The organism is Variovorax sp. V116 (assembly GCF_041154435.1).
GTDB classification, from domain to species: domain Bacteria; phylum Pseudomonadota; class Gammaproteobacteria; order Burkholderiales; family Burkholderiaceae_C; genus Variovorax; species Variovorax paradoxus.
Genome location: NZ_AP028661.1, coordinates 678,415 through 702,079, shown reverse-complemented (window position 1 = coordinate 702,079; position 23,665 = coordinate 678,415). Strand labels below are relative to the sequence as shown.

The window sequence follows — 23,665 nt, the reverse complement described above, 5'->3', positions numbered from 1 at the left end:
GGATTGGGCTGTCGGTATTGGTATTGGCTGTTGGGTTTGGTCTTGGGGCCGAGCGAAGCAATGGCCCGTCTTCTCCCCCCCCTTCTGTATGCGCCGAGGAGCGCAGATGGAGGCGGGATCAGGGCCGCAGCTGTTTGAGCGAAGCGAGTTCTGCGGACCCCCGCCGTAATCGAGCACCGCAGGTTGCCCGTAGCGAAGCGGAGGGACGCAGACAGTAGGGTCGCCTTTTCTTTGCTTACTTTCTTTTGGCGAAGCAAAAGAAAGTAAGTCCGCCGCCGGGCGGACATCCCGGCCTCCGGAAGGAAAACGACCAACAACCGTCATTCCCCACCCCCCAAAAACAAGGCTTCAAACCGAGCATCCAAAGGCAATCCCGCAACAAGCATCCGAGCCCCCTCCCCATCGCTCGGATCACCAAGCCACAAAGACTCCCCCACCCCCGGCAAGGCAAGCGACTCCACTGCCATCTCGCGCACCTCGAGATCACCGGCAGCAGCAAACACCCTCTCCAGCACCGCATCAAACCGCAGCGCATCCAGATCCCCCTCAAGCCCTTCGAGCGCAGCCCGCGTCCCCCGCGCCCACCACCCCAGCGCCTGTTGCAGCGCCTCGCCCTGCAGCGGCCCGCCCGCAGAAGCATCGAGCCCCACCGCCAGCGTGAACGGAAAGTACCTCCCTACCCCATCGACCGACGGCATCAGCACGCCGATCCATGCGCCTTCGCCAACCACCTGCGGCCCGAGCGCAAAGCACCACACCGGCGCTTCGAGGTAGTGCGAAGTCCAGTCCGCATGCCGGTCGCGCAGCCGCGCCAATCCGCGCTGCAGCCACGGGTCCCACACCGAGCGAAACGACTCCGGCAGGCGCCGGTGCGCGAAGTCGCCCATGCCCGGCAGCTTGCCGAACCATCCGGGCAATGCAGAAAAAACAGCGGCTTCGCTCACAGCCCCTCCGGACAGGAGAACTCGCGCAGCTCCTTCAAGCGGATCGGATGCTGCACGCTGTTCGTCGTCACCTCGAAGCGCGTCTTGCGCGCGCCGATCTGGAAGGTGATGAAGAACTTCTCGGGTGCATCGCCGGCTTCGAGCTGGCCGTCGTCGAGCGCGCGGAACAGCGCCCATGGCCCATCGACCGCCGCGCCCGAACTGCCGGTGGCCGAAGGCGGGCTGACCTGGATGCGCACCTGGTTGCTGCCCTTCGGGCCGGGCCACTGCACGGCCATGGGCACCACCGGGCCGTGCGCGTACTTCACGAGCTGGCCGTCGACGTCGAGGATGAATTGCGTGATGCCCGCATCCATTTCCACCGGCTTGAAGTCCAGCCGCATCGACGGGCCCCGGCCACCGCCGCGGAAGAAGATGTCCTTGATGCGCGCGGCCCGCTCGAACTGCGCCAGCGCCTGCGTGGTGACGGCGCCCCGTTCGGCCACGGGCTTGTAGCGCCAGGGCTTGGTGCTGGTGTCGACCAGCGCGGCCAGCCGCTTCTGGAAGAACTCGTCCATCAGGCCGCCGGCGCCGAACATCTGGCCGAAGTCCTCGGGCAGCACGTCGCGCTTGCTGCTGCCCACGAACGGGTAGCGGCCCGCGATGGCGCGGTTGCAGAAGTCGGTCACGGGACGCAGGTCCTGGCTCAGGTTGCCGCGCTCGGCCACCTGGGCCTGTGCCGCGCCCGACTGGCTCAGGTTCTCCACCATGGTTCGCACCGGCTCGGGCAGGCGGCCCGCGTCGGACTTGAGCTTGCCGGCCACGTCGCCGGGTGGCGGCGAGGTGCGGCCCTTCACGGCGGTGTCGACGGCCGTGAGGTACACGTACACCTCGTTGAAGAGCTTGAGCGCATCGTCGATGGGCGCGGGCTGGTTCGGCCCGGCGGCGGTGACAAGGCGGCGCAGCGGCTCGAAGCGGTCGTCCACGATGCTCTCGATGCGCTTGCCGCTGGCCACGGCCTTGTTGGGGTCGCCGCCGAACAGGTCTTCCAGGCCCTTGCGCGTGCTCGCGACGGTGGCGGTGGCCTTGCTCACCACGTCCTTGGGCTGGTCGGCCGGAATGAGCGTGGTCTCCTTCACCACCGCGCGCAAAAAGTTCGCAAGCGGCGAGCCCACGCCCGAGAGAATGCGCGCGGCCTCGATGTTCTTCTCGAGCCCGCTGGCACGGATCAGCCGCACGTCGGCCAGGAGCGCCTCCCAGACCTTGACGTACTCCGCAAGATAGAGGCGGCGCACGCGGTCGGTCAGCGCGCCGAGCGCCGCCACGTCGCGCATGCGGTCGGCGGCGCTGCGGTCCTGCCCGAGCACCCACGGGTCTTCCTGCGCCAGCAGGCCGGTGAGCACCGTCACTTCATTCTGGAAGCGCTTGTGGTAGCCGTCGTAGGTGAACATGCCCGGCACGCCTTCGGTCAGCGGCTTGCCGCTGATGCGCTCGAACACCAGCGGCGCCGAGGGGCCGGCCGCGGTGGCAATGCTGAAGGCCGGAATGTCCTTGGTGGCGCGCTGGCGCTTCAGGCGGCTGAACACGCGCTGCTCCAGCGGATAGCTCGCGAGCACGGCGCGCACGCTGCGCACCAGGTTCTCGTCCATCTTGAGCGGCGAACGCGGCGGGCCCTGGGCAATGAGCACGTCGAGCTGGTCTTCGAGCGCCTGGCGCTGGTCCTCCGGAATGCCGCGGTCCAGGCTGCGCGCCCAGTCGAGCGTGATCCAGGCCTTGAGCGCCTCGGCATCGAAGTGCTCGGGCTGGTAGAGCATGAGGTAGCTCTTGAGCGCCTCGTAGGTGTACTCGAGGTTGTCCTTCTGCGCGGTGCGCAGCTGGTCCTCGATGCGCTTGGCGATCTGCGGCAGGAAGGCGTCGTTGAGCGCACGCTGGTGCGTGAGCATGGCGGCGGCGTCGAGCTTGTCGCCCTGGTAGAGGCCCAGCGTCATCGACAGCGGCTCGTCGCCCTGGCGGTTGTCGGGCGTCTTCCAGATGTTGCGCAGGCCCTGCAGCACCGGCGCCACCTCGACCAGGTTCTGCACCCGCGAAGGCAGGGCCGCCAAGTTCTGGCGCGCGGGGTCGACGCGCGCCTCGACCGACTTCAGGTAGTTGAGGTTCTGCAGCGTGCTGTAGCCCCAGCCCGCGAGCAGCGCGAGCGTGACCAGCGTCATGGCCGCCACGCCCGCCATGCGCAGCGCATGGCGCCGGCGCTCCAGCTTCACGTTGGCGCCGGCCAGCCGCTGCTCGGGGAACACCACCTCGCGCAGCAGCGCAGTGAGAAAGTAGCTGCGGCCGCTGGACTTCTGCGGCGCGAGCATCGCGCGCTCGATGCCGAAGCTGCGCGCGAGGCTGCCCATCACGCGGTCGATCGGGCTGCCTTCCTGCGTGCCGCTGGTGAAGTACACGCCGCGCACCCACGGCGGCTGCGCGAAGCGCGAGCCGGTGAACACCTGGTCGAGCAGGTCCGACAGCATCGAGCCGATGGAGCCGAACTGCGCCGGAAAGCCGAAGATCGCCGCGCGCCGCGTGCCGTCGGTCTCGCGCTGCATGCGTGCGATGAGCCCGTCGTTGACGCGGTTGTGCAGCAGCGCGAATTCGCGGTGGAAGGCCGTGGACAGGCCCTTCTCGTCGGCCTGCACGTTCTCGTCGGCCGCCAGCGTGAAGCCGAAGACCTGCGCGCGCTGCTCCTTGCCGAGATCGTCGAAGTAGTCGGTGAAGCCATAGAGCAGGTCGCTCTTGGTGACGAGCACATACACCGGCAGCCGCGTGGTGAGCTTCGCATCGAGCTCGAGCAGCCGCGCGCGAATGGACGCGGCCAGCTGCGTGCGCTGCTCGGGGCCCTGGCTCAGCAGGTCGGCCACGCTCACCGTGAGGAACACGCCGTTGAGCGGCCGGCGCGGGCGCGCCTTCTTGAGCAGGCCGAGGAAGCCCTCCCACGCGCTCTTGTCTTCCGACTGGTGGCTGTCCTGCGTGGTGTAGCGGCCGGCGGTGTCGATGAGCACGGCCTCGTCGGTGAACCACCAGTCGCAGTTGCGCGTGCCACCCACGCCGCGGATCGCGCCGGGGCCGAACTTCTCGGCCAGCGGGAACGAGAGGCCCGAGTTGACCAGCGCCGTGGTCTTGCCCGCGCCCGGCGCGCCGATGAACACGTACCACGGCAGGTCGTACAGGTAGCTGCCGCCGGAAATGGAGAGCCAGTCGCGCCAGCCGGGCTTCTTGCCCGCGGCATGCAGGCGCATCTGCTTGAGCGTGGCCACGGCTTCGCTGAAGCGCGTGTCCAGGATCTTCTGTTCGCCGTTGACCGGCGCATCGGTCTTGGCGGCGGGCGCCTTCATGAGGCCGTCGGTCAGGTGCTGGCTCGCACGCCGTGCGCGCCAGCGGCGGTAGATCGCGCGCAGCACCACGACGAGCACGATGGCGCCGATCAGCAGCGCGCGTGCGAGCTCGCTTTCGAGCGGCACCCACGCACCGATCTTCACCAGCGGGCCGATCCACCAGATCAGGAGCGCGACGATGACCAGCGCCAGCAGCGTCAGCAGCAGCGGGCTGAACAGGAAGCCGAAGATTTTCTTGATCATTTCGTCACTCCCGCCGCGGCAGCCACGCGGTCCGGCTCGGACAAGAGCACGATGTCCACCCGCCGGTTGCGCGCGCGGTTGGCCGGCGTGTCGTTGGCGGCCACCGGCTCGGCGTCGGACTTGCCGTCGGAGCGCATGCGCGCCGGCTCGACCAGCGTGGTGAGTGCGCCTTTCACCGCATCGGCGCGCGCGGCCGACAGGTGCCAGTTGGAGGGATAGCGCAGCGAGCGGATCGGCTGGTTGTCGGAGTGGCCGGTGATCAGCACCTCGCCCTTCACCTCGGCCAGCGCCTGGCCGATGCGGCGCAGCACCGGCAGCGAGGCGGCCATCGGCTCGGCGCTGCCGGAGCCGAAGAAGGAATCGCCGCGCAGCCGCACCACGCTGCGGTCGGCCTCGTCGGTCACGGTGACCAGGCCCTGCTTGATCTCGGGCTCGAGAAAGCGCGCGAGCCGCGGCGACTTGGCCGGCGCGGCGGGCGGCGCGATCTGGAGGTTGGGCACGCGCAGGCCCGACACCGCGGCATAGGTGGTGTCGGAGCGGTAGTTGAGCGTGAGCCTGAGGCCGAACCAGGCCAGCGCGAGCAGCAGCGCGAAGCCGGCCGCGAACACCCACAGCGGCAGCGATTCGCGCAGCCGCACCGTGCCCGCGCCCTGCCCGCGCCAATGCGGCGAAAGCTCGGCTTCGAGCGGCGGGCGGTCCTTGGCGATCAGGTCGGCCAGGCGCTGGCGCACCGAATCGAGCTGCGCGCGGCCGTTGTCGACCACGCGGTAGCGGCCTTCGAAGCCGAGCGCGAGCACGCTGTAGATCAGCTCCAGCAGCTGGCGGTGCGTGGGCACGTCCTGCGCGAGCTTGGCGAGCAGCTGGAACACCTTCTCGCCGCCCCAGGTCTCGTTGTGGAACTGCACCAGCAGGCTCTGCTTGTTCCAGCCGGCCTGCACGCCCCAGGGCGTGTTGGCCACGGCTTCATCCAGCGCGGTGCACAGCACGTAGCGTGCGGCCAATACCGATTCGTTGCTGGCGCCGGCGCGGCGCGCGGCGGCGTCGAACTGGTTCACCGCGTCGGCGGTGGAGGCGCGCAGGGCCGGCACATTGGGCGGCTGCACCAGGTTGCGCAGCTTGCCGATCAGCACCAGCAGCTTGCCCGCGGCCGAGACCAGCGGATTGAGCAGGCCGATCTCGCCGACCTCGACGGCCGGCGTCGGATCAGCGCCGCCGAAGAACGGTGCGGGAGCCGGCGCGGGCGGCGTGCCGGCCGGCGTGCGCGGCTTGGGCTTGATGACCGTGCGCTCCGACTCGAAGGCGGCGAAGGGATCGGGTGTTGTCATGATGGTGTTCCGTTTCCGTCAGCCCGATGCGGCTAGGAACGAATGGCCCAGAAAGCCAGATCCAACCCTGGGAAGTCGCCCGCGATGTGCATCGCGATGCCGCCCGATTGCTCCAGCTGGCGCCACAGGTCGCTGTTGCGCGTTTCGAGCTCGAAGTAGTTGGCGCCGGTGTGGAAGGGAATCTGCCGCGGTGCCACCGGCATCGGCGTGAGTGTGACGCCCGGCAGCGCCAGGTTGACGAGGTCGCGGATGCGCTCGACCGGGCCGATCTTGACCTGCGTGGGAAAGCGCGCGCGCAGCGCCTCGCTCGGCATGTTGGCATTCACCGCGAGCACGAAGGTCGCCTTGCGCTGCAGCTCCACGTCGGTCACCACCGCCACGCGCACGCCGTGCTTGCGGTCGTGCAGGTCGATGCGGATGGCCGACTGCTCCAGCACCATCGAGAGGCTGCGCCGCAGGTCGTCCATCAGCGGGCGGAAGCTCAGCGCCAGGTCGTCGTGGACGTAGGGGCCGAAGCGCGTGACGCGGCGCGAATCGCGAAAGCTCGCCAGGTCGCCGGCCAGCCCGAGCGCATGCTCGAAGAAGTGCCGCGGATGCAGCATGGCGCTTTGGGCCAGGTGCGCGAAGACCGCCTCGTTGCGGTTGACGGCCTGCAGCAGCATGAAGTCGGCGATCTCGGCCACGCCGCCGGTGCCGCCCTGCGTCATGCGGCCGGCCAGCGCCTCGCCGCGCTGGCGCAAGAGGCCCAGCAGCTCGTCGAGCCAGGAACGGATCACGGCATGGCCCGCCACGTCCAAGAGCGGCGGCAGCATCGCGCGGTCGAGCTGCACCTGGTTGTCGACGCGGCGCTCCAGCACGCGCGCCACGCCCAGCGTGGTCCAGGCGTCGGTGGCTTCGCTGGCGCGCATCAGGCGCGTGTGGAGCTGGCCCAGCTGCAGCACGGCGGTGCGCTCGCCCGCGGTGTTGGAGTCGGGCACCTCGGACTCGAGCACGCGGTGGCGCACCAGCTCTTCATAGTCTTCGGCATCGGCCTCGCGGGCGCCGGCGCGGCGCAGCGGCAGCGCCAGCACCACGGCCTCGTCGCGCATGGCGGGCGGAATGTCGATGGGCTCGGGCAGCGGATCGACCGCCGGCATGTCGAACACCGTGCCGTCGCCGAACAGGCCCACCGCCCGCACCAGCGCGAGCTTGCCCAGCGTGAGCGCGGCCTGGTCGATCTCGATCTCCGCGAATCCCCAGGCATAGGGCGTGGTGGAACGCAGCAGCACATGCCTCGCATGGTCGGCATGACGCTCGCTTTGCTGCAGGTGCTGGGGCTGCAGCAGCATCCCCTCGCTCCAGACCACTTTTGTTCGCCAACTCATCCGCACTCCGTCAACGGCAAGGGCTGCCTGAAAGAAACACGAAGTTTCCGGCGCGCGCCGCGGCGGGCAAATCCGCCTAACGGCCTAGATGCGGGGTTTTGGAGCTACGGCGAAGGGAGTAGATGCCTGGATGGCGGTGGCGCAAATGTCCCGCCAGATGTCCACCGGCAAACGGAACGGGCAGCCCTGGGCGGGCGCTACAGGCCGTAGATTGCGACGATGGCCCAGAAGGTCAGCCAAAGGGCTCCTGCGCCCAGCGCAAGCATCGCGGCGACGAACGCCACGAAGTACCCGATGCGGCGCGAAAGTTCGGGCGCGGCCGGAACGCATCTCGCGTAGATCAAGGCGGCCCAAAGCAAAAGCGCAATCGCTCCGGCCGCCACGGCGCTCCCCGACATTGCCAGGATCCGATGCTGCTCCAGGAAGCGCAGGCCGACGCTGAGCAAAGGCATCGCCAAGGTCCAGGCCAGCATGTTCAGCGGCAGCCACCACCACCGCGTTTTCATCGGATCGCCTCGTTGGCGACGAGCTGGCGTGGATGTAGAGCAATGCGCAAGATGATGCTGCGCACGCGCAGCCGAATTCATGTTCGACGGCATTTGTTCTCTCCCTTGACTGACGCGTTGCCCTGGTGGGCCCGATCCATGATATCGATGCCAGCTGCAGATGCTCAGCGCGCGCCAGAACTGGCGGCGGCGCTCAGGGCCTCGACCTGTTCCCGGTAGTTCTTCTCGATGCGCTGCAGGCGCTTCTCGCGCGCGGCGTCGTTGACCCAGGCAGCGGCCATGGCGCTTTGCTTGCCGAGCTGGTATTCGAGCATGGCCTCGGCCAGCAGCGCGCTGTCGTCGGCGGGGGCATAGCCGTAGGCCGCGCGCAGGGTCTTCAGCACCTCGCGCTCGGCTTCGGCGCCGGGGCCCTTGCCCTGGCCGTAGCCCACCAGGAAGGCCTGCAGCCGGGCCTGGAACTCGGGCGGATAGCTGCGCCGCACCACCATCTGCGCACCAGGCGGCGGCTCCGACTCCCACACGATGTGCAGCCGCGCGGCCTCCACCGGGAACTGTTCCCTGAAGCGCTCGAAGTCGGTGGTGTTGTTGGTGGCCACGTCGGCATCGCCGTTGGCCACGGCCAGCGCGGTGGCCTGGTGGGTGCCGACGATCTCGCCGCGAAAGCGCGTTTCCATCGCGATCCCGCGCGGCAGGAACAACTGGCTCTGCGGAATGAGGAAGCCGGTCACGGAGCGGCTGTCGCCGCGCGCCAGCCGCCAGCGCTCGGGCTCGGCGAGCACGGCCTCCAGCGTGCTGGGCATGCCGGCCTTGCGCGTCAGCAGCACGGCGCGGTGGGTCGGCATGCCGGGCCGGCGCGCGATCTGCGCCACCACCTTCATGCGCCGCTGCATCACGGCGTCGAGCGCCATCTTGGCCGAGAGAAAGGCCATGTCGATCTCGTCGCGCTGGATGGCGCGGTCGAGCTCCTCGTACGACGCCACCGAGTAGGCGCTCACGGGCACGCCCATGGCCTGGCTCAGGCCGGCCAGCAGCGGCGTCCACAGGGCGCGCGATTCGACCGCGCCGCCCAGCGGCAGCACGCCGAAGCGGATCGACTTGACCGGCGCAGCAGCCGCCTTGTCCGCCGTGGCGGCACCGCCCTGCGCCAGGCAGGCCGCGGCAACGGCCAAGAGCGCGAGCGCCGCGGCAACCGAACGCAGGAGACGCAGCATGGACATGGACATGGGCAGGGCCCGCCTCAGGGAGACAGGTCGCGCAGCACGGCGGTCTGTTCCGCGTACCCGCTCTCGATGCGCGAGAGCCGCGCCTGCCGCGCCGCATCGTTGACCCACTGCGCGCCCATGGCGTTCTGCCTGGCCAGCTGGTAGGCCAGCTTGGCGGCCGGCTGCAGCGAGCTGTTGTCCGCCGCCACGAAGCCGGCCAGGTCATGCAGCGACTTGAGCACCACGCGCTCCGCATCGCCCTTGGGGCCCTTCGCGCGGCCGTAGCCGACCAGGAAGGCCTGCACGCGGCTGCGCAGCTCGGGCGGATATTCGCGCCGCACCACGATCTGCGCGTGCGGAATGAGCTCCGACTCCCACAGCACCTGCAGCCGCTCGGCCTCGGCCGGAAAGCGCTGCCTGAAGCGCTCGAAGTCGGCGGTGTTGTTGGTGGCCACGTCGGCTTCGCTGTTGGCCACGGCCAGCGCGGTGGTCTGGTGGGTGCCGACGATCTCGCTCAGGAAGCGCGTCTCCATCGCGATGTGGTTGGGCAGGAACAGCTGCAGCTGCGGCACGATGAAGCCCGACACCGACTGCCGCTCGCCGCGTGCGAGGCGCCAGCGCTCCGGCTCCGCGAGCAGGCTCTTCATGCTGTTGAACGGCGGCGCCTTGCGCGCCAGCAGCAGCGCCCGGTAGCCGGGCAGCCCGTCGTGCCGCACCACCTGGGCCACCACCTTCATGCGCCGTTGCGTGACCGCGTCCAGCGCCATCTTGCCGGACAGGAAGGCCATGTCGACCTCGTCGCGCCGGATCGCCTGGTCGAGCGCTTCGTACGAGTTGACCGACAGCACGCTCACGGGCCTGGCGATGGCGCGGCTCAATTCGGCCAGCAGCGGGTCCCAGTCGCTGCGCGACTCGAAGGCGCCGCCCAGCGGCAGGATGCCGAAGCGAACCGGTGCATCGGGCTGCAGCGCAGGCTGCGCAAGGGCGATTTGTGGCAGGCCGGCAAGCAATGCGAGCATGGCGGCCGCTGCGCCGCGGCGCGCCACGCCCACCATGGCGGCGGCGCGCCCGAACCTCGGGCAGCGAGAGGCGCGAAGGGCGTCGGAAGCGCCGGAAGCCTTCCGGGCGCGGCATGGGGAGGCCTGCATTTTTGGAACACGAAGACATGGGGCCGCTGCGGACCAGCGGGTCTAACATGGGCAACGCGACGCAATTAGATACCAAATACAAGTTAATTTCGTGATGTTTTTCCCATCTTTCGCTCGCATGGCCGTCCCTCTAAGCTCGACATTCATGCGCCAAATCCCCCCATGAACTGGAACTTCCGCGTCCTCCGGGGGCTTGCGCGCCTCACCTTCGCGCAGCAGCTGATCCTGCTGGCGCTGGTTCCGGCCACCGCGGCCACGCTGGCGGCCATTGCCGTCCTGACGCGCCAGCACCTGGACAACCTGACCGCGCTGATGCGCGCCAACGCGCAGACGGTGGCCATGCAGGTGGCCACCGCGGCGCAGACGCCGCTGCTGCGCATGGACCGCCGCATGCTGCAGCGCACCGCCCAGTCGGGCACCTACCAGCCGCACGTGCAGCAGGTGCAGATCTGGTCGGAGGACGGCGAGATCGTCGCCAACTCCGAGACCGTCGACCGCGCGCGCGGCGATGGCCTGCAGGTGGTGGTGCCGATCGTCAGCGACGAGGGCCGCCAGAGCGGCAAGGTGATGGTGGAGATGAGCCTGGACGCGGTGCAGGACGCGCGCCGTTCGGTGTGGCTCAACGTGGTGCTGGTGCTGGCGATCAGCCTGGTGGGCGTGGGCCTGGCGGGCTGGTGGGCGGCGCGGCGCATCAGCGAGCCGATCCGCGCGCTCGGCAGGGCCGTGGACCGGCTCGGCGCGGGCGAGGCCGCGAGCGTGGCCATCGAAGGCACCTCCGAGATCCGGCACCTGCAGCACGGCTTCAACCAGGCGGCGCGCGCGCTGGCCGAGAGCCACCGCCTGCTGCAAAGCCGCATCAGCGAGGCCACCGCCGAACTCGCGCGCAAGAACCAGCAGCTCGAAGTGGCAAGCCAGGCCAAGACGCGCCTGCTGGCCGCGGCCAGCCACGACCTGCGCCAGCCGCTGCATGCGCTCACGCTCTTTTCCGACGGGCTGGCCAACGGCGAGACCGACCCGCTGCGCCTGCAGCGCATCGGCCACATCCGCGAATGCGTCGATTCGCTCGACCGGCTGTTCTCCGAGCTGCTCAATCTCTCGCAGCTCGATGCCGGCGTGCTGCAGCCGCAGTGGGCCGACTTTCCGCTGGACCGGCTGTTCGACGAGATCAGCCGCAACTTCCGCCCGGTGGCCGAGCAGCAGGGCCTGCGGCTGGTGGCGCGCAAGACCGAGCTGTGGGTGCGCTGCGACTACGTGATGCTCTCGCGCATCCTCAACAACCTGGTGTCCAACTCGCTGCGCCACACGCTCGAAGGCGGCGTGCTGATCGGCGCGCGGCGGCGCGGCAAGGGGGTTCGCATCGACGTGGTCGACACCGGCGTGGGCATCGCGCCGCAGCACCAGGCGCGCGTGTTCGAGGAGTTCTACCAGGTGGAGACCACGGGCCGCCAGGCACCGCGCGGCGCGCGCGGCATGGGCCTCGGGCTGGCCACGGTGCAGCGGCTGGCGGAGCTGCTCAACACGCGCGTCGACCTCACGTCCAGGCCGCACAAGGGCACCTGCGTGCGCGTGCTGGTGCGCTCGGCGCCGGCCGCGCTGCCGCCGCCGGCCGCCGCGCCCGCCGCCGGCGGCGCCGAAGAAGAAGCGAGCCTGGAAAACCTGCGCATCCTGGTGATCGACGACGAGCGCACCATCCTCGAAGGCCTGACGGTGGTGCTCACCCACTGGGGCGCCGAAGTGCTGGCCGCGCAGACGCGCGCCGAAGCGCTGGCGCTGGCCGACACCTGGGCGCAGCCGCCCGACGTGGTGGTGAGCGACCTGCTGCTGCAGGGCGGTGACAACGGCCTGGACGTGATCGCCGCGCTGGAGCGCCATCCGCGCGGCATCGGCCCGGGCACGGCGCGGCTGCTGGTCACGGGCGAGACCAAGCCCGACCGCTTGCGCGAAGTGGCGAGCGCCGGCATCGCGGTGCTCTACAAGCCGGTGTCGCCGCGCGTGCTGCGCCAGGCGATCCAGGCGCAGCGCGCGGCGGCGCTGTCCAACGCCGACGCCTGACCAGGGTAGTGCGTCGGACATAGGCCAAGCGGCTGCCGGCGCTGTGATCTTCCTCACAGCCGCGCGGGGCTGCGGGCGCCGACATAAGCCCTCTGCCTTATCGCGCGGAGCAGGCGGCTTCCGTACATTGGGTGCTGCACTTGCTGCAGCCGCAGCCCATGTTTGTCGCCGTGAACCCTCTCATCTCGCTCCTCCGGAAACGGCGACGCCAAGGCGCCTGCGCCGTGCTGGCCCTCGTGTGCATGGCGCAGCCCGCCGCCAGCGCCTGGGCAGCCGAGCTCACGGTGCTGGTGGGCGACGAGCTCCCGGCGCATGCCGAGTTCGTGCAGCATCTGCGCGCGAGCCAGGAGCCCGGCAGCCGCTTCGAGCTGGTGCGGCTCGCGCCGGGCGGCGCCGAAGCCGCGCAGCCGGTGGAAACGGCCCGCGCCGAATCCGACTCCGAGCGCGGCGCCAATGCCGGCGTGCGCACGCGCAGCCTGCGCACCGCGCCCGCGAACGCCGCGCTCACGCTGGCCGTCGGCGCGCCGGCCGCGCGCGCCGCGCTGGAGCGCCCGGGCCAGCAGCCGCTGGTGCTCGCGATGCTGAGCCGGCTCGACTACGAGAGCCTTCGCGCCAGCAGCGCGGCGCTCAAGCGCGGCGACCGACGCGTGGGCGTGCTGCTGCGCGACCCGGCCATGGCGGACCAGCTCGCGCTGATCGGCGCGGTGCTGCCGCAGAAGCACCGCATCGGCGTGGTCGCCACACCTGAATCCGAACCGCTGGTGCGCGAGCTGCAGCGCGCTGCGCAGAACGGCAATCCACCGTGGGACATCCAGGTGGAGTACGCACCCGACGACAGGTCGCTGGCCGGCGCGCTGCGCTCGGTGGTGCCGCGCAGCGATGCCCTCCTGGTGCTGCCCGACCTGATCGGCGACAACCAGGCCGCCACGCTGTCGGTGCTGCGCGCCGGTGCCGGTGCGGGCCTGCCGGTGTTCGGCGCCAGCGAAGGGCTGGTGCGTTCGGGCGGCCTGGCGGCGGCCGTCTCCACGCCGGCGCAGCTGGCCCAGCAGGCGCGCCTGCTCGGGCAGAAGCTTGCGAGCGGCGCCGGCGGCAGCGGCAATCCGCTGGTGGAATCGGCCGCGCCCGCGACCGTGCGGGTCAATGCCACGGTGGCGCGCGGACTCGGCCTGCGCCTGCCCGAGGAGCGGGAACTGACCGAGCGGCTCACGGTCGTGCGATGAGCGAGACGCTGCCCTCCGCGGGCGGGCGCGCCGATGCAGCGCCGCCGCCCTCTGCGCCCACGCCCACGCTGCTGGTGCGCGGCAACCTGCAGCGCGACCTGTTCCGGCTTGGCGTGGTGCCGTGCGCCGCGGTGGCGCTCGCGCTCACCGGCTGGTTCACCCACAGCCGGCTGCAGACGCTGGAGGCCGCCTTCGACGCCGAGGGCCAGGCGGTGGCGCGCCAGGTGGCGGCCATGTCCGACCTGAGCCTTTATGCCGGCGACCTGCCGGCGCTGCAGAACGTGGCCAATGCCGCGCTGCGCGGCGGCCAGGTGATGCGCGTGGAAATCAGCAACAGCGCCGGCGTCTACGTGACGGCCGGTCCCAAGGCCTCTTCGCTTGCGCAGCTGCGCATGTTCACCTCGCCGGTCACGCTGCGCGAGGCCTCGCGCGCCAGCGCCTTCGCGCCGGCTGGCTCCACCGCCGCCGGCGATGCGCCCATCGGCCTGGTGCAGACCTTCCGCGACACCACGGCCTATGCGCGCGAACGCAGCCGCTCGCTGATCGCGAGCATCGGCATCGCGCTGGTGGCGCTGCTCGCGGCCTGGGCCTCGGTGCGCCACATGGCGCGCACGGTGGCACGGCCGCTGCGGCGCATCTCGCGCACCGTGGCCGCGCTCGAGGGCGGCCATTTCGAGGCGCGCTGCGACGTGGCCGAGGGCGACAGCCGCGCGGCCACCGGCGGCGCCGGCAAGGGCCGCGCGCACGAGCTCACGGTGCTCGCCCACGACATCGACCGCCTGGCCGAGCGCCTGCAGCGCAACCGGCAGATCAGCGAGGAGCGCGTGCGCGAGGCCACCGCGGTGGCGCTGCAGCGCATGGCCGAGGCCGAGCAGGCCGCGCTCTCGCGCGCCCGCTTCCTGGCCGCGGCCAGCCACGACCTGCGCCAGCCGCTGCATGCCATGGGCCTGTTCATCGACGGCCTGCTGCCGGGCGCCAGCGCCGCGCAGCGCCCCGCCATGCTGCGGCTGCAGGAGAGCACCGAGTTCATGGGCGTGCTGCTGGACGACCTGCTGGAGATCTCGCGGCTCGATGCCCAGGTGCTGACGCCGGCGATCACCAAGGTGCCGCTCGCGGCGCTGTTCGACCAGCTCGATGCGCAGCATGCCGCCACCGCGGTGGAAACCCACGTGCGCCTGCGCTGGAGCGACCGCGGCCTGGCGGTGCGCAGCGATGCGGCGCTGCTGCAGCGCATCGTCGGCAACCTGGTGGCCAACGCGCTGCGCCATGCGCCGGCCGGCGGCACCGTGCTGGTGGCCGCGCGCCGCGCCCGCGGAAGGAACGGCGACAGCGTGCGCATCGAGGTGCGCGACAACGGCATCGGCATTGCGCCCATCCACCAGGGCCGCATCTTCGAGGAGTTCTACCAGGTGGCCAACACCGAGCGCGACCGCCGCCGCGGCTTCGGCCTGGGCCTGGCGATCTGCGCGCGCATCGCGGCGCTGCTGGGCACCCGCATCACGCTGCGCTCGGCGCTGCAGGCGGGCAGCACCTTTGCGCTCACGCTGCCCGCGGCCCATGCGGCCGACGCCACCGCACCCGAGCCCGCGCCGCTCGCGCTGACGCCGCTGGCCGGGCTGCACTGCATGGTGGTCGACGACGACCCCGCCATCCTCGACGGCAGCCGCGCGCTGCTGGAGCAATGGGGCTGCCAGGTCGAATGCGTGGCCACCGGCGCCGAAGCCATCGCGCGGCTGGGCACGGGCGACGTGCATTTCGACGCGGTGCTGTGCGACCTGCAGCTGGCCGGCGACGCCGACGGCATGGAGGTGATCGATGCCGCCCGGCGCCTGCAGCCCGATGCGCTCGCGGTGCTGGTCTCGGGCGCCACCGGCCCCGAGGTGCTGCAGCGGCTGCGCCACGGCGGCGTGATGCTGCTGACCAAGCCGGTCGCGCCGGCCAAGCTGCGCGCACTGCTCACCACGCGGCGCCATGCGCACGCGGCCTGAACTGCACGCCCCCCTTCCACCAGCATTCACCAGGCATTCACCACGCACCGACCCCGCCATGCTCGACACCGCCGCCCTCAAGGGCATCCGCCCCTTCGTCGCCACGCCCAGCTACAGCGGCGCCATGACCAGCCTCTATGTGCGCAGCCTGCTGGGCCTGGTCAATGCGGCGTGGACGCACGGCTTCGCCATGCAGACGCGCTTCCTCGACGGCGACAGCCTGCTCACGCGCGCGCGCAACCGGCTGGTGGCCGAGTTCATGGCCGATGCGCAATGGACGCACCTGTTCTGGATCGACGCCGACGTCGGCTTCGCGCCCGATGCGGCGCTGCGCCTGCTGCTGTCCGGCCGCGACGTGGTGGCCGGCGTCTACCCGCACAAGAACGACGGCTGGCCGGCCCAGGGCCTGGCCCGGCCGCTGCCCGCAGGCGCCACGCAGGCCGACTTCGACGCGCTGCATGCGCGCTATCCGCTGAACCTGCGCCACACGCCGACCGAGGCCGATGCGGACGGCTTCGTCGAGGTGCTGGACGCGCCGACCGGCTTCATGCTGATCGCCCGCGGCGTGTTCGAACGCATGGCCGCGGCCATGCCCGAGCTGCGCTACACGCCCGAGGCCGGCGACCACGCCAATGCGCACCTGCCGCACTGGCGCTTCTTCGACACCCAGTTCGAGCCCGCCACCGGCCGCTACCTGAGCGAGGACTTCGCCTTCTGCCGGCGCTGGCAGCAGCTGGGCGGCCAGGTGTTCGTCGACCTGCAGTCGCGCCTGTCGCACCAGGGCCTGAAGACCTGGCACGGCGACCTGCCGCGCGCGCTGGGCGCACTGGACGCAACGGGCGGCCACGGCCTCCCGCGGTGAGCCGGCGCGCCGGGTCCGTCACGCCCGCCGGGCCGGCGGATCGAAGCTCCACTGCACCCGCAGCAGGCCCCAGAGCTCTTCCGGCGTGAGGCCAACGCCGGCCGAACGCAGCAGCTCGTCGTGCAGCCCCTCGGGCGGCGGCAGGCCGGCCTGCAGATAGGTGGCGCGCCAGCGCGATTCGTACAGCACGGTGCACTGCCGGGTCCAGCGCACCCGCAGCCCGTGGTGCTGCATGAGCCAGCACATCGCCCGGTCGCACACCGGCGTCAGCGAACGCGGCAACTGCGACCACGCGCCCCAGAGAAACCCGGCCGAGCGGGCCAGGCTGATGCAGTTGGTGTCCACGAAATCCGAGCCCGGCGCCTCGTCCGGCGGAACGATGCGCAGGTGCTCGTGGCCCGGCAGGAACATGTACCGCGAAGAGAACACCGCATCGACCGGCCGGCCCGCTCCTGCGCCTCGGCATAGGCCTGCACCACCGAGGCGACGTGGCCGGGCAGGAACAGGTTGTCCGCGTCCAGGAAGCACGCCACGTCGGCGCCGTCGGCCAGCGCGCACAGCGCGCCGATGCCGCGTGGCGTGCAGCCGAAGTTGGCGTTGACCTGCGGCAGCACGATGTGCCGCACCTGCGGCCATTCGGCCAGCAGCCCGGCCTGCGGGAGGCCGTCCGCCACCATGTAGTGCACCACCTGCGGATGGCTCTGCGCGCGCACGCTCTGCATGCAGCGGCGCAGCACGGCGGCCGGCTCGCGGTGGTAGGGGGTGACCACGGCCACCCTGAGCGCCGCGCCGTTCACCTCAGCCTCCGCGGTCCACGTGCAGGGGAATGGTGCGCGCCACGCCGACCGCGGGCCGCGCCGCGGGAAAGAGCGCGGCCGGTCGGCGCGAGGCGCAGGTGCTGGTCTCCCGCCGCACGCTGTGGCTGATGCCGCAGAACTGGTTGCACCCGCGCATCGCCGTGCGGACGAACTCCGCCTCGCGCCAGAACAGGCGCAAGTCGCCGGGCTTGTCCAGCCGCATGCCCGGAAAGCTGCCCGAGAAGCACAGGCGCGCCACGCCGTAGTGGTCCACCATGATGTTGCGCTCGTAGGTGTTGCAGATGTGTTCCGTCGTGCGCGTGTGCGAGCCCCAGCCGCGCGCCGCGTCCGGGCAGGCGCGCAGCGTGGAGAAGTACATGTGCACCTGGTGCAGCCAGAGCGGGTTCAGCCCCAGGCCGAAGCGCTGGTCGCAGCGGCGGATCACCTCGACCAGCCGGTCCGGGTCCACGTTGCGGTGGGCGGCGAAGAAGGGGTCGACCAGCCCCATCTGGCCGAAGCTGGGCTGCAGGAAGTTCAGCTTCAGCTTGTCGGCGCCCAGCTCGTCCAGCACGAAGGCGTAGAAGTCCTCCAGCTCGAGGTAGTTCTCGTCGAAGACGAGGCCCATCACGTTGATCCGGGTGTCGCCGCCCGGCGGGCGCGCCGCCACCAGCAGGCGCAGCGCGGCGACCGCCTTGCCGAAGGCGCCCTTCACGCCGCGCGTGCGGTCGTGCAGGGCCGGCCGATGGCTGTTGAGCGACACCGAGATGCCGTGCGGGCCCTCGCGGATCATGCGCTCGGCCGTGGCCTCGTCGCGCACGCGGGTGCCGTTGATGACCGACAGGCAGGCCAGGCCCAGTTCGCGGCAGGTGCGCGAGATGTGGAAGTAGTCCTCCAGGTCGAGCATGCTCTCGCCGCCGCAGATCACCACGCTGCCCTGGGGGTTCATCGCGGCGAACTCCGCCAGCACCTCGTGCCGGCGCCCCGGGCCGAGGTAGCGCGCACGGTCGGCGTCGTCGAGCTTCCAGAAGTCGCAGTGCTCGCAGCGCAGGTTGCAGCGCTTGTTCGTCTGGATGAACAGGAACAGGGGCGGCGGCAGTTCCACGGCCGGGTTCGCTTTCAGAAATCGGCGCAGCCGTTCTTACGGTCGGTGGCCACGCAGCTGGTGAGGTTGGGCCGCGAACGCACGCGCGACCATTCGCGCGCCAGCAGGTCGCCGTCCTGCTGCGCACGGTCGCCCTCCAGCGGCCCGGTGGCAAAGCAGATCGGCGGCGCGCCGAGGTTGCGGTCGAAGGTGTAGGTGTTGGTGTTGGGCAGCTCGCGCACCAGGTCCGAGCCCGGGAAGTCGGGCCGGCGCAGGCTGGCCGTCACGGTCAGCGTGCCGGGCACCACGTCCACCGCATAGCCGGCCGCGGAGGTGAAGCTGCCGTTGATGCCATAGCGCCCCGCGGGGCTGAAGATGCCGGCCGCGCTCGTGGGCGTGCCCAGGAAGCCGGCCGTGCCGTCGCCCAGGATCAGCCCGCCGATGGTGAAGCCGAAGGGCGGGTTGGCCGTGCCGAAGGGCCGGCTGGCGTCGCCGATGACCACCGTGGCCCGCGGCTGCTGGGCGTAGATGAAGTGGTTGTCGCCCGGCGTGATGCTCACGGTGCACAGCCCCAGGTAGGCGCAGTGGAACAGGTTGGGCGTGGCGCCCGAGCCGGCGAGGCCGCCGCGCGACTCGCCCACCCAGGTGTCGGCCCAGATGCGCCAGGGCGCGCCGCCGATGCTGCCGCCGCCCGCATTCTGGAAGCGCGCCGCGGCCACCAGGTCGGTGCCCGAGGTGCTGGTGACGGCGGTGTCCAGCGTGAGGTCGCCCGAGAGCGTGCGCACGAACACCGTGTCGGCCGCCATCGAGGTGGCCGACACCAGCTGCGGCTGGTTGCTGCCGGCGTCGAAGCCGGTGACCGACAGCGCGCCGATGCGCACGCCGTCCACGTCCTGGTAGCGGAAGGCGCCGGCGGCGCCGCCGCCCAGCGTGTTCTCGCTCACGTTGTTGGCCGCCTGGTCGAGCAGCACGCTGCCGCGGCTGGAGCGCGCCAGCAGGTGCTGGGCGGTGATCGGTGCTTTCACCGTCTGCGTGATGTCGCCGGCCGAGAGCAGGCCCAGGCGGTCCGCCGTGACGGCGCCGTTCAGCACGATGCCGCCGGCGCCTGCGCCCACGCCTTCGTTCTGCAGCGTGAGCGCGCCGGCGCTCGTCAGCGGTCCGGCCACGGTGATGGTGCCTGCGTGCGTGTTGCTGCCCACCACCACGCTGGGCGCATTCAAGCGCGACATCAGCGCATCCGACAGCGTGAAGCCGCCCCCCGCCGCACCGCCCACGGTGATGCCGGCGGCCGTGGCGTCGAAGGCATTGAGCGCCGCGTCCATGCCGCCCGGCCGCAGGTTGATGGTGCCCGCGGCGCTCACCGGCACATCGATGGCCAGGGCCGGCGCGCTGCCGTCGTTGCTGGCGCGCAGCACCAGGTTGCCGCTGCTTTGCACCTGCGGCGCCGCGCCGGGAGCGCCGGTGGACAAGAGGCCGGTCTGGATCGACACGCCGGGCGTGCCCTGCAGCGAGCTGCCGGTCAGCTCGATGCTGCCGCCGCCGGTGGTGGCCAGGCGCGCGCCGTTTTCCAGCCGCACGCCGCTGTCGGTGCCGTCGACCACCGCGCTGGCAAACAGGCCCTGCAGCGCGATGTTGCCGCTGCCGGTCGTGATGCTGCTGCCGCCGGTGACCAGCACGCCGTGCGTCGCATTGAATGCGCTCGAGCCGCGGTTGAAGTCCTGCACGCCCCGCACCAGCACGTTGCCGCTGGTGGTCGAGATGGCAGTGGGAACCGGAACGCCCACGGCCCGCAGGAACAGCGAATCCAGCTGCACCGCGCTGCCGCTCTGGCCGGTGCCGCCGGTCCCGGTGATGGCCACGTCGCCGGTGGCGCTGTCGATGCGCGCGCCGTTGATGCTCACGCCGCCCCCGGCGATGCTCACGTCGCCGCCGGCGCCCGCATCGGACTGGCCGACGCGCGTGTCGATGCGGGTGCCCTGGAGCAGCACGAAGCCCGAGGGCGCGCCGGTCTGCCCGTTCAGGATCGACACTGCCCCGCCGTTGGTGATGATCTGGTTGTTGAAGCGGCTGGTCACCGAATCGTAGATGCCGCCCACGCCATGCGCATGGATGGACACCGCGCCGCCGCCCGTGTCGATGGTGCCGTCCACGTCGATGTTGATGTCGCTGAACGCGGGGCTGGCGCCGACGAAGCCGGAGTCCAGCGTCACGCTGCCGCCGCGCGTTTGCACATTGCCGCTGAGCCCGACGAACTGGGTGCTGCTCGGCCCGTCCGTCACAAGGCTCAGGTTGCCGCCGCCGGTGTCGATGCTGGCGGAGTTGAAGACCACTTCGGCATAGCCCGTGCCCGTGGCGTGCGCCAGCACGCTGCCGCCGTTGGTGGAGATGACGGCCTGGTCGGCCCCCGTGTTGCCGAAGTAATGGACATAGCCGTCGAGCGCCCCGGCCGAGCCGGCATTGAAGATCACGTCCATCGGCCCCGTGGTCGAACGGATGATCGGCGCCAGGTACGAGCTGGAAAACACGCGGTCGCCTATCGAGTGCGCCGCGTTCAGCTCGAACACCAGCGGCGCGCTGCCCACCGTGCGCTCGATCACCATGCCGCTGCCAAAGCGGATGTCGCCCGCATCGGTGCCGCCGCTGCCGGTGGTGATGCTCACGCTGGTGCCGGTGTTCAGCGCGCCGTTGATGTCGCCGTCCTGGATGGTCGAGGTGGCCACCGGATCGAAGGGGTTGGTGGGCAGGCTGCCGCCGCCGGCCACGCCGTGGACGATGGTGACGTCATACGGGTCGACGATCCACCGCCCCGCCAGGCCGGCCGGCGCCGAGGCGTCGATGCGGATGCCGCTCACGTCGAACGAGCCGCCCGAGGTCTCGATCGTGCCGCCATTGCCGCCGGCGCTGCCGCCCCGCGCCTGCAGGTCGCCGAAGGCGCGCACCGAGCGCTCGCCCACGATGGTGATGCTGCCGCCGTTGCCGCTGCCCAGCGCGTTGGCCAGCAGCGTGAGGTTCGGGCCGACCGAGACCACGCCCGTGTTCTCGTTGCCGGCGCCGGCCGCGGTGCTGCCGCGGATCTCGATGCTGCCGCCGCCGCCCGCGCCGCTGGCGTCCGCCAGGCCGCTGCTGTCCGCCGTCGATTGCGCGAGGATGTTGCGCCCCGTCACGCCGATGCTGCCGCCCATGCCGGTGGCGCTGGCGGCATCGAGCAGCGTGCCCTCGAAGGCGCCGGCCACCAGGCTCACGTCGCCGGTGCCGGCCGCAATTCGGATGCTGCCGCCCGCGGCATGCAGCCCGTCGGCCTGCTGGGAGGACGAAAGCCGCACGCCAAACGGAGTGACCGTCGCGTCCAGCGGCGCGAAGCCCAGCGCCGCGCCCGTGCCGTCGTAGCCGAAGCCTGCGCTGCCGGCCGTGCCGGTGATCGCGATGCTGCGGCCCGCGCCGGCCTCGATGCGCGTGCCGTCGATCGCCACGCCATTCGAGGCGCCCACGGTGTAGCTGGTGATCAATTCGACGGCTTGCGTGCGCAGGCCGGCGGCCATGCCCGACAGGTCGCCGCCCTGGCCCGTGATGCGCACATCGCCGCCGGTGGTCAATTTGGAGCCGGTGATCTGCACGCCGGCGCCATCCGGCGGCTCGCCGACCGGGCCGCCGCTGGTCCAGTCGCGCACCGTGCCGGTCAGGGCGATATTGCCGCTTGCGGAAGACAGGGCGACCGAATAGTCGTCGCCGTTCAGCCGCACGCCCGAGCCTCCCGCGGCGCCGCGGCCGGCCAGCGTGATGCCGCCGGCCTGCGTGCCGAGCGTGCTGTCGCCGTCGATGCGCACGCCGTCGGTGGCGCTCAGGAAGCCGCTGCCCACTTCGCCGGTGCCGCCTTCGCCGCGCAGCAAGATGCTCCCCGCGCCGAGCGTGCTCAAGGCGCTGCCGCCCAGCCAGACGCCGCTGCGGATTTCGCCGGCGCCGTCGGCACCCGGGCCCTTGACCTGCCCGCCGATCGCCCGCCCGTTGTCGCTGTCGCCCTGCCCGAAGAAGCGGATGTTCCCGCCGTTGGCATCGATGCGCGCGCGGTCCAGCCGGATGGCCGCCGCAATGCCGTTGGCCTGGCCGGCCTCGGCGGCGGCCAGGCCCTGCGCGTCGGCATTGAAATCGACGTTCAGCGCACCGCTGGTGGAAGCGATGGTTGCGCCGCCGCCCTCCACCGCCCAGCGCATGTCGATGTTGCCCACCGAATTCACGCGCAGCGTGGCCGCGCCGCCGCCGTCCTTGATCACCTGGGCGCCGGGCTGGAACACGACGGCGTCGTTGATCTGCGCCACCTTGCTGGACGAGCGCGTGGTCAGCGTCACGTCGGTGCCCTGGCTCAGGGCCTTGCCGATCACGCTGGCCGCGATGTTGCCGGAATCGGCATCGGCCACGATCGAGAGATTGCGGCCCCCCTCGGCCGTCCAGCTGCCGTTGGCGCCGCCTTCATTGCCGCCGGCGGCTATCTGCGTACCCGCCAGCACATTGAGGTTGCCGGCCGTGGTGCGGATGCTGCCGCCGGCCACGCCGGCCGCATTGCCGCGCGCATCCAGCGTGCCGCTCACCTCGAGGCCCGCGCCGCTGTCGATCTGGGCGCCGATGGCCTCCAGCACGATCTCGCCGCCGCGCTCGACCAGCGAACGCGCGCGCACCGTGCCGCTCTGGTTGACCACCTGCTGCACCAGCCCGGAGGCGCCCACCAGCACCACGCGCCCGCCATCGGCCGTGATGGTGCCGGTGTTCATCACCAGCGCCTTGGTGGTGGGATCGGTCGCCTGCACGCCGGCCACCGAGGTGTTCATGAGCCCGCCTTCGAGCGGCACCGTGAACTTGGTCAGCCCGTCGCCTTCGAAGTCCAGCGTCACCCGCGCGCCCGACACCAGGCCCGCCGAGCCGCGCGCCACGTTGATATTGCCTTCGTTGCGCACCAGCGCGCCGATCAGCCCGAGCGTGCCGCCTTCGCCCACGCTGATGACCGCGCCGGGCTGGACCGTCACGCGGGCGGTGCTGCTGGCATCGTTGATGCCGCCGCCGAACAGCAGCTGGCCGCCCTTGCCCACCACGCTGCCCTCCTTGGCGATCTGGCTGTCGCTGATGTCCAGCGTGGAGGCCACCAGCCCGCCGACGTTCACCTGGGCGCTGCCGCCGAAGAGAACGCCCGAGGGATTGACCACGAACACATGCCCGTTGGCCGACAGCGTGCCGTTGATGACCGACTGCTCGATCACGCCGCCGCTGCCCACCACGCGGTTGAGCATCACGCTCGCGGCGCCCATCTGCTGGTTGATGTTGAGCGTCTTGCCGCCGTCCAGCGAAAACGCGTTCCAGTTGACGATGGCGTTCATCGTGCTCTGGTTGAGCACCTGCCTGGTCGCCGAGCCGCCGGAAGCGATGCCCACATTGCCGAACACCACATTGCCGCTCTGCGGAAAGCCCGCCGGCAGGTTGAGCTGCGCCCAGGCCGGCACCATGCCCATGCAGGCCAGCGACAGCACGAGCGGCCGCACGCGCCAGTGCCGCGGCAGGGCGTTCGCGGAAAGATCATGGTTTCTCATGCTGCCC

At 71.2% G+C, this 23,665-nt stretch carries 15 protein-coding genes; 4 read left to right on the top strand and 11 right to left on the bottom strand.

The features are described from left to right. Positions 1–320 precede the first annotated feature (320 nt). From tagF to phnD, 7 genes are all read right to left on the bottom strand, one after another. A complete protein-coding gene (gene tagF / locus ACAM58_RS03235) occupies positions 321–944 on the bottom strand; it encodes a type VI secretion system-associated protein TagF (RefSeq protein ID WP_307592883.1) in 624 nt (207 codons plus the stop codon). Then, positions 941–4,540 carry a type VI secretion system membrane subunit TssM gene (tssM, locus tag ACAM58_RS03230; protein ID WP_369664139.1) on the bottom strand — a complete coding sequence of 1,200 codons (3,600 nt, stop codon included), beginning with the start codon at positions 4,538–4,540 and terminating at the stop codon, positions 941–943. Before tssM ends, tagF begins: the two co-directional genes overlap by 4 nt. Beyond that, complete coding sequence (locus ACAM58_RS03225) at positions 4,537–5,865, bottom strand: DotU family type VI secretion system protein (RefSeq protein ID WP_369664138.1); 1,329 nt, start codon at positions 5,863–5,865, stop codon at positions 4,537–4,539. Before ACAM58_RS03225 ends, tssM begins: the two co-directional genes overlap by 4 nt. A gap of 32 nt (positions 5,866–5,897) precedes the next feature. Then, on the bottom strand, positions 5,898–7,229 hold the full coding sequence (gene tssK, locus ACAM58_RS03220; protein WP_369664137.1) for a type VI secretion system baseplate subunit TssK: 1,332 nt from the start codon (positions 7,227–7,229) through the stop codon (positions 5,898–5,900). A 197-nt stretch (positions 7,230–7,426) separates the two neighbouring features. Continuing rightward, positions 7,427–7,828 (bottom strand): hypothetical protein, encoded by a 402-nt coding sequence (locus ACAM58_RS03215; protein WP_369664136.1) that lies wholly within the window; start codon positions 7,826–7,828, stop codon positions 7,427–7,429. A 71-nt stretch (positions 7,829–7,899) separates the two neighbouring features. Then, positions 7,900–8,958 carry a phosphate/phosphite/phosphonate ABC transporter substrate-binding protein gene (locus ACAM58_RS03210; RefSeq protein WP_369664135.1) on the bottom strand — a complete coding sequence of 353 codons (1,059 nt, stop codon included), beginning with the start codon at positions 8,956–8,958 and terminating at the stop codon, positions 7,900–7,902. Between the two features lie 14 nt (positions 8,959–8,972). Next, positions 8,973–9,956, bottom strand: a complete 984-nt coding sequence (gene phnD, locus ACAM58_RS03205; protein ID WP_369664134.1) for a phosphate/phosphite/phosphonate ABC transporter substrate-binding protein — start codon at positions 9,954–9,956, stop codon at positions 8,973–8,975. A 291-nt stretch (positions 9,957–10,247) separates the two neighbouring features. Here phnD and ACAM58_RS03200 point away from each other — a divergent pair, with 291 nt between their 5' ends. From ACAM58_RS03200 to ACAM58_RS03185, 4 genes are all read left to right on the top strand, one after another. Next, positions 10,248–12,137 carry a hybrid sensor histidine kinase/response regulator gene (locus tag ACAM58_RS03200; protein WP_018904054.1) on the top strand — a complete coding sequence of 630 codons (1,890 nt, stop codon included), beginning with the start codon at positions 10,248–10,250 and terminating at the stop codon, positions 12,135–12,137. A gap of 224 nt (positions 12,138–12,361) precedes the next feature. Next, entirely contained in the window at positions 12,362–13,357 is a 996-nt protein-coding gene (locus ACAM58_RS03195) for an ABC transporter substrate-binding protein (RefSeq protein ID WP_369664133.1), read from the top strand. Further along, entirely contained in the window at positions 13,354–15,345 is a 1,992-nt protein-coding gene (locus tag ACAM58_RS03190) for a hybrid sensor histidine kinase/response regulator (RefSeq protein WP_018904052.1), read from the top strand. Before ACAM58_RS03195 ends, ACAM58_RS03190 begins: the two co-directional genes overlap by 4 nt. Positions 15,346–15,403: 58 nt before the next feature. Further along, complete coding sequence (locus ACAM58_RS03185; RefSeq protein ID WP_369664132.1) at positions 15,404–16,207, top strand: hypothetical protein; 804 nt, start codon at positions 15,404–15,406, stop codon at positions 16,205–16,207. Between the two features lie 18 nt (positions 16,208–16,225). Here the strand turns inward: ACAM58_RS03185 and ACAM58_RS03180 are convergent, their stop codons facing one another. The 4 genes from ACAM58_RS03180 to ACAM58_RS03165 are packed head-to-tail and all read right to left on the bottom strand — an operon-like array spanning position 16,226 to position 23,658. Then, positions 16,226–16,489, bottom strand: a complete 264-nt coding sequence (locus ACAM58_RS03180) for a hypothetical protein (protein WP_369664131.1) — start codon at positions 16,487–16,489, stop codon at positions 16,226–16,228. Next, a complete protein-coding gene (locus tag ACAM58_RS03175) occupies positions 16,474–16,983 on the bottom strand; it encodes a hypothetical protein (RefSeq protein ID WP_369664130.1) in 510 nt (169 codons plus the stop codon). Before ACAM58_RS03175 ends, ACAM58_RS03180 begins: the two co-directional genes overlap by 16 nt. 22 nt (positions 16,984–17,005) lie before the next feature. Then, complete coding sequence (locus tag ACAM58_RS03170) at positions 17,006–18,106, bottom strand: radical SAM protein (RefSeq protein ID WP_369664129.1); 1,101 nt, start codon at positions 18,104–18,106, stop codon at positions 17,006–17,008. Positions 18,107–18,120: 14 nt separating this feature from the next. Then, on the bottom strand, positions 18,121–23,658 hold the full coding sequence (locus ACAM58_RS03165; RefSeq protein ID WP_369664128.1) for a filamentous hemagglutinin N-terminal domain-containing protein: 5,538 nt from the start codon (positions 23,656–23,658) through the stop codon (positions 18,121–18,123). Positions 23,659–23,665: the final 7 nt, after the last annotated feature.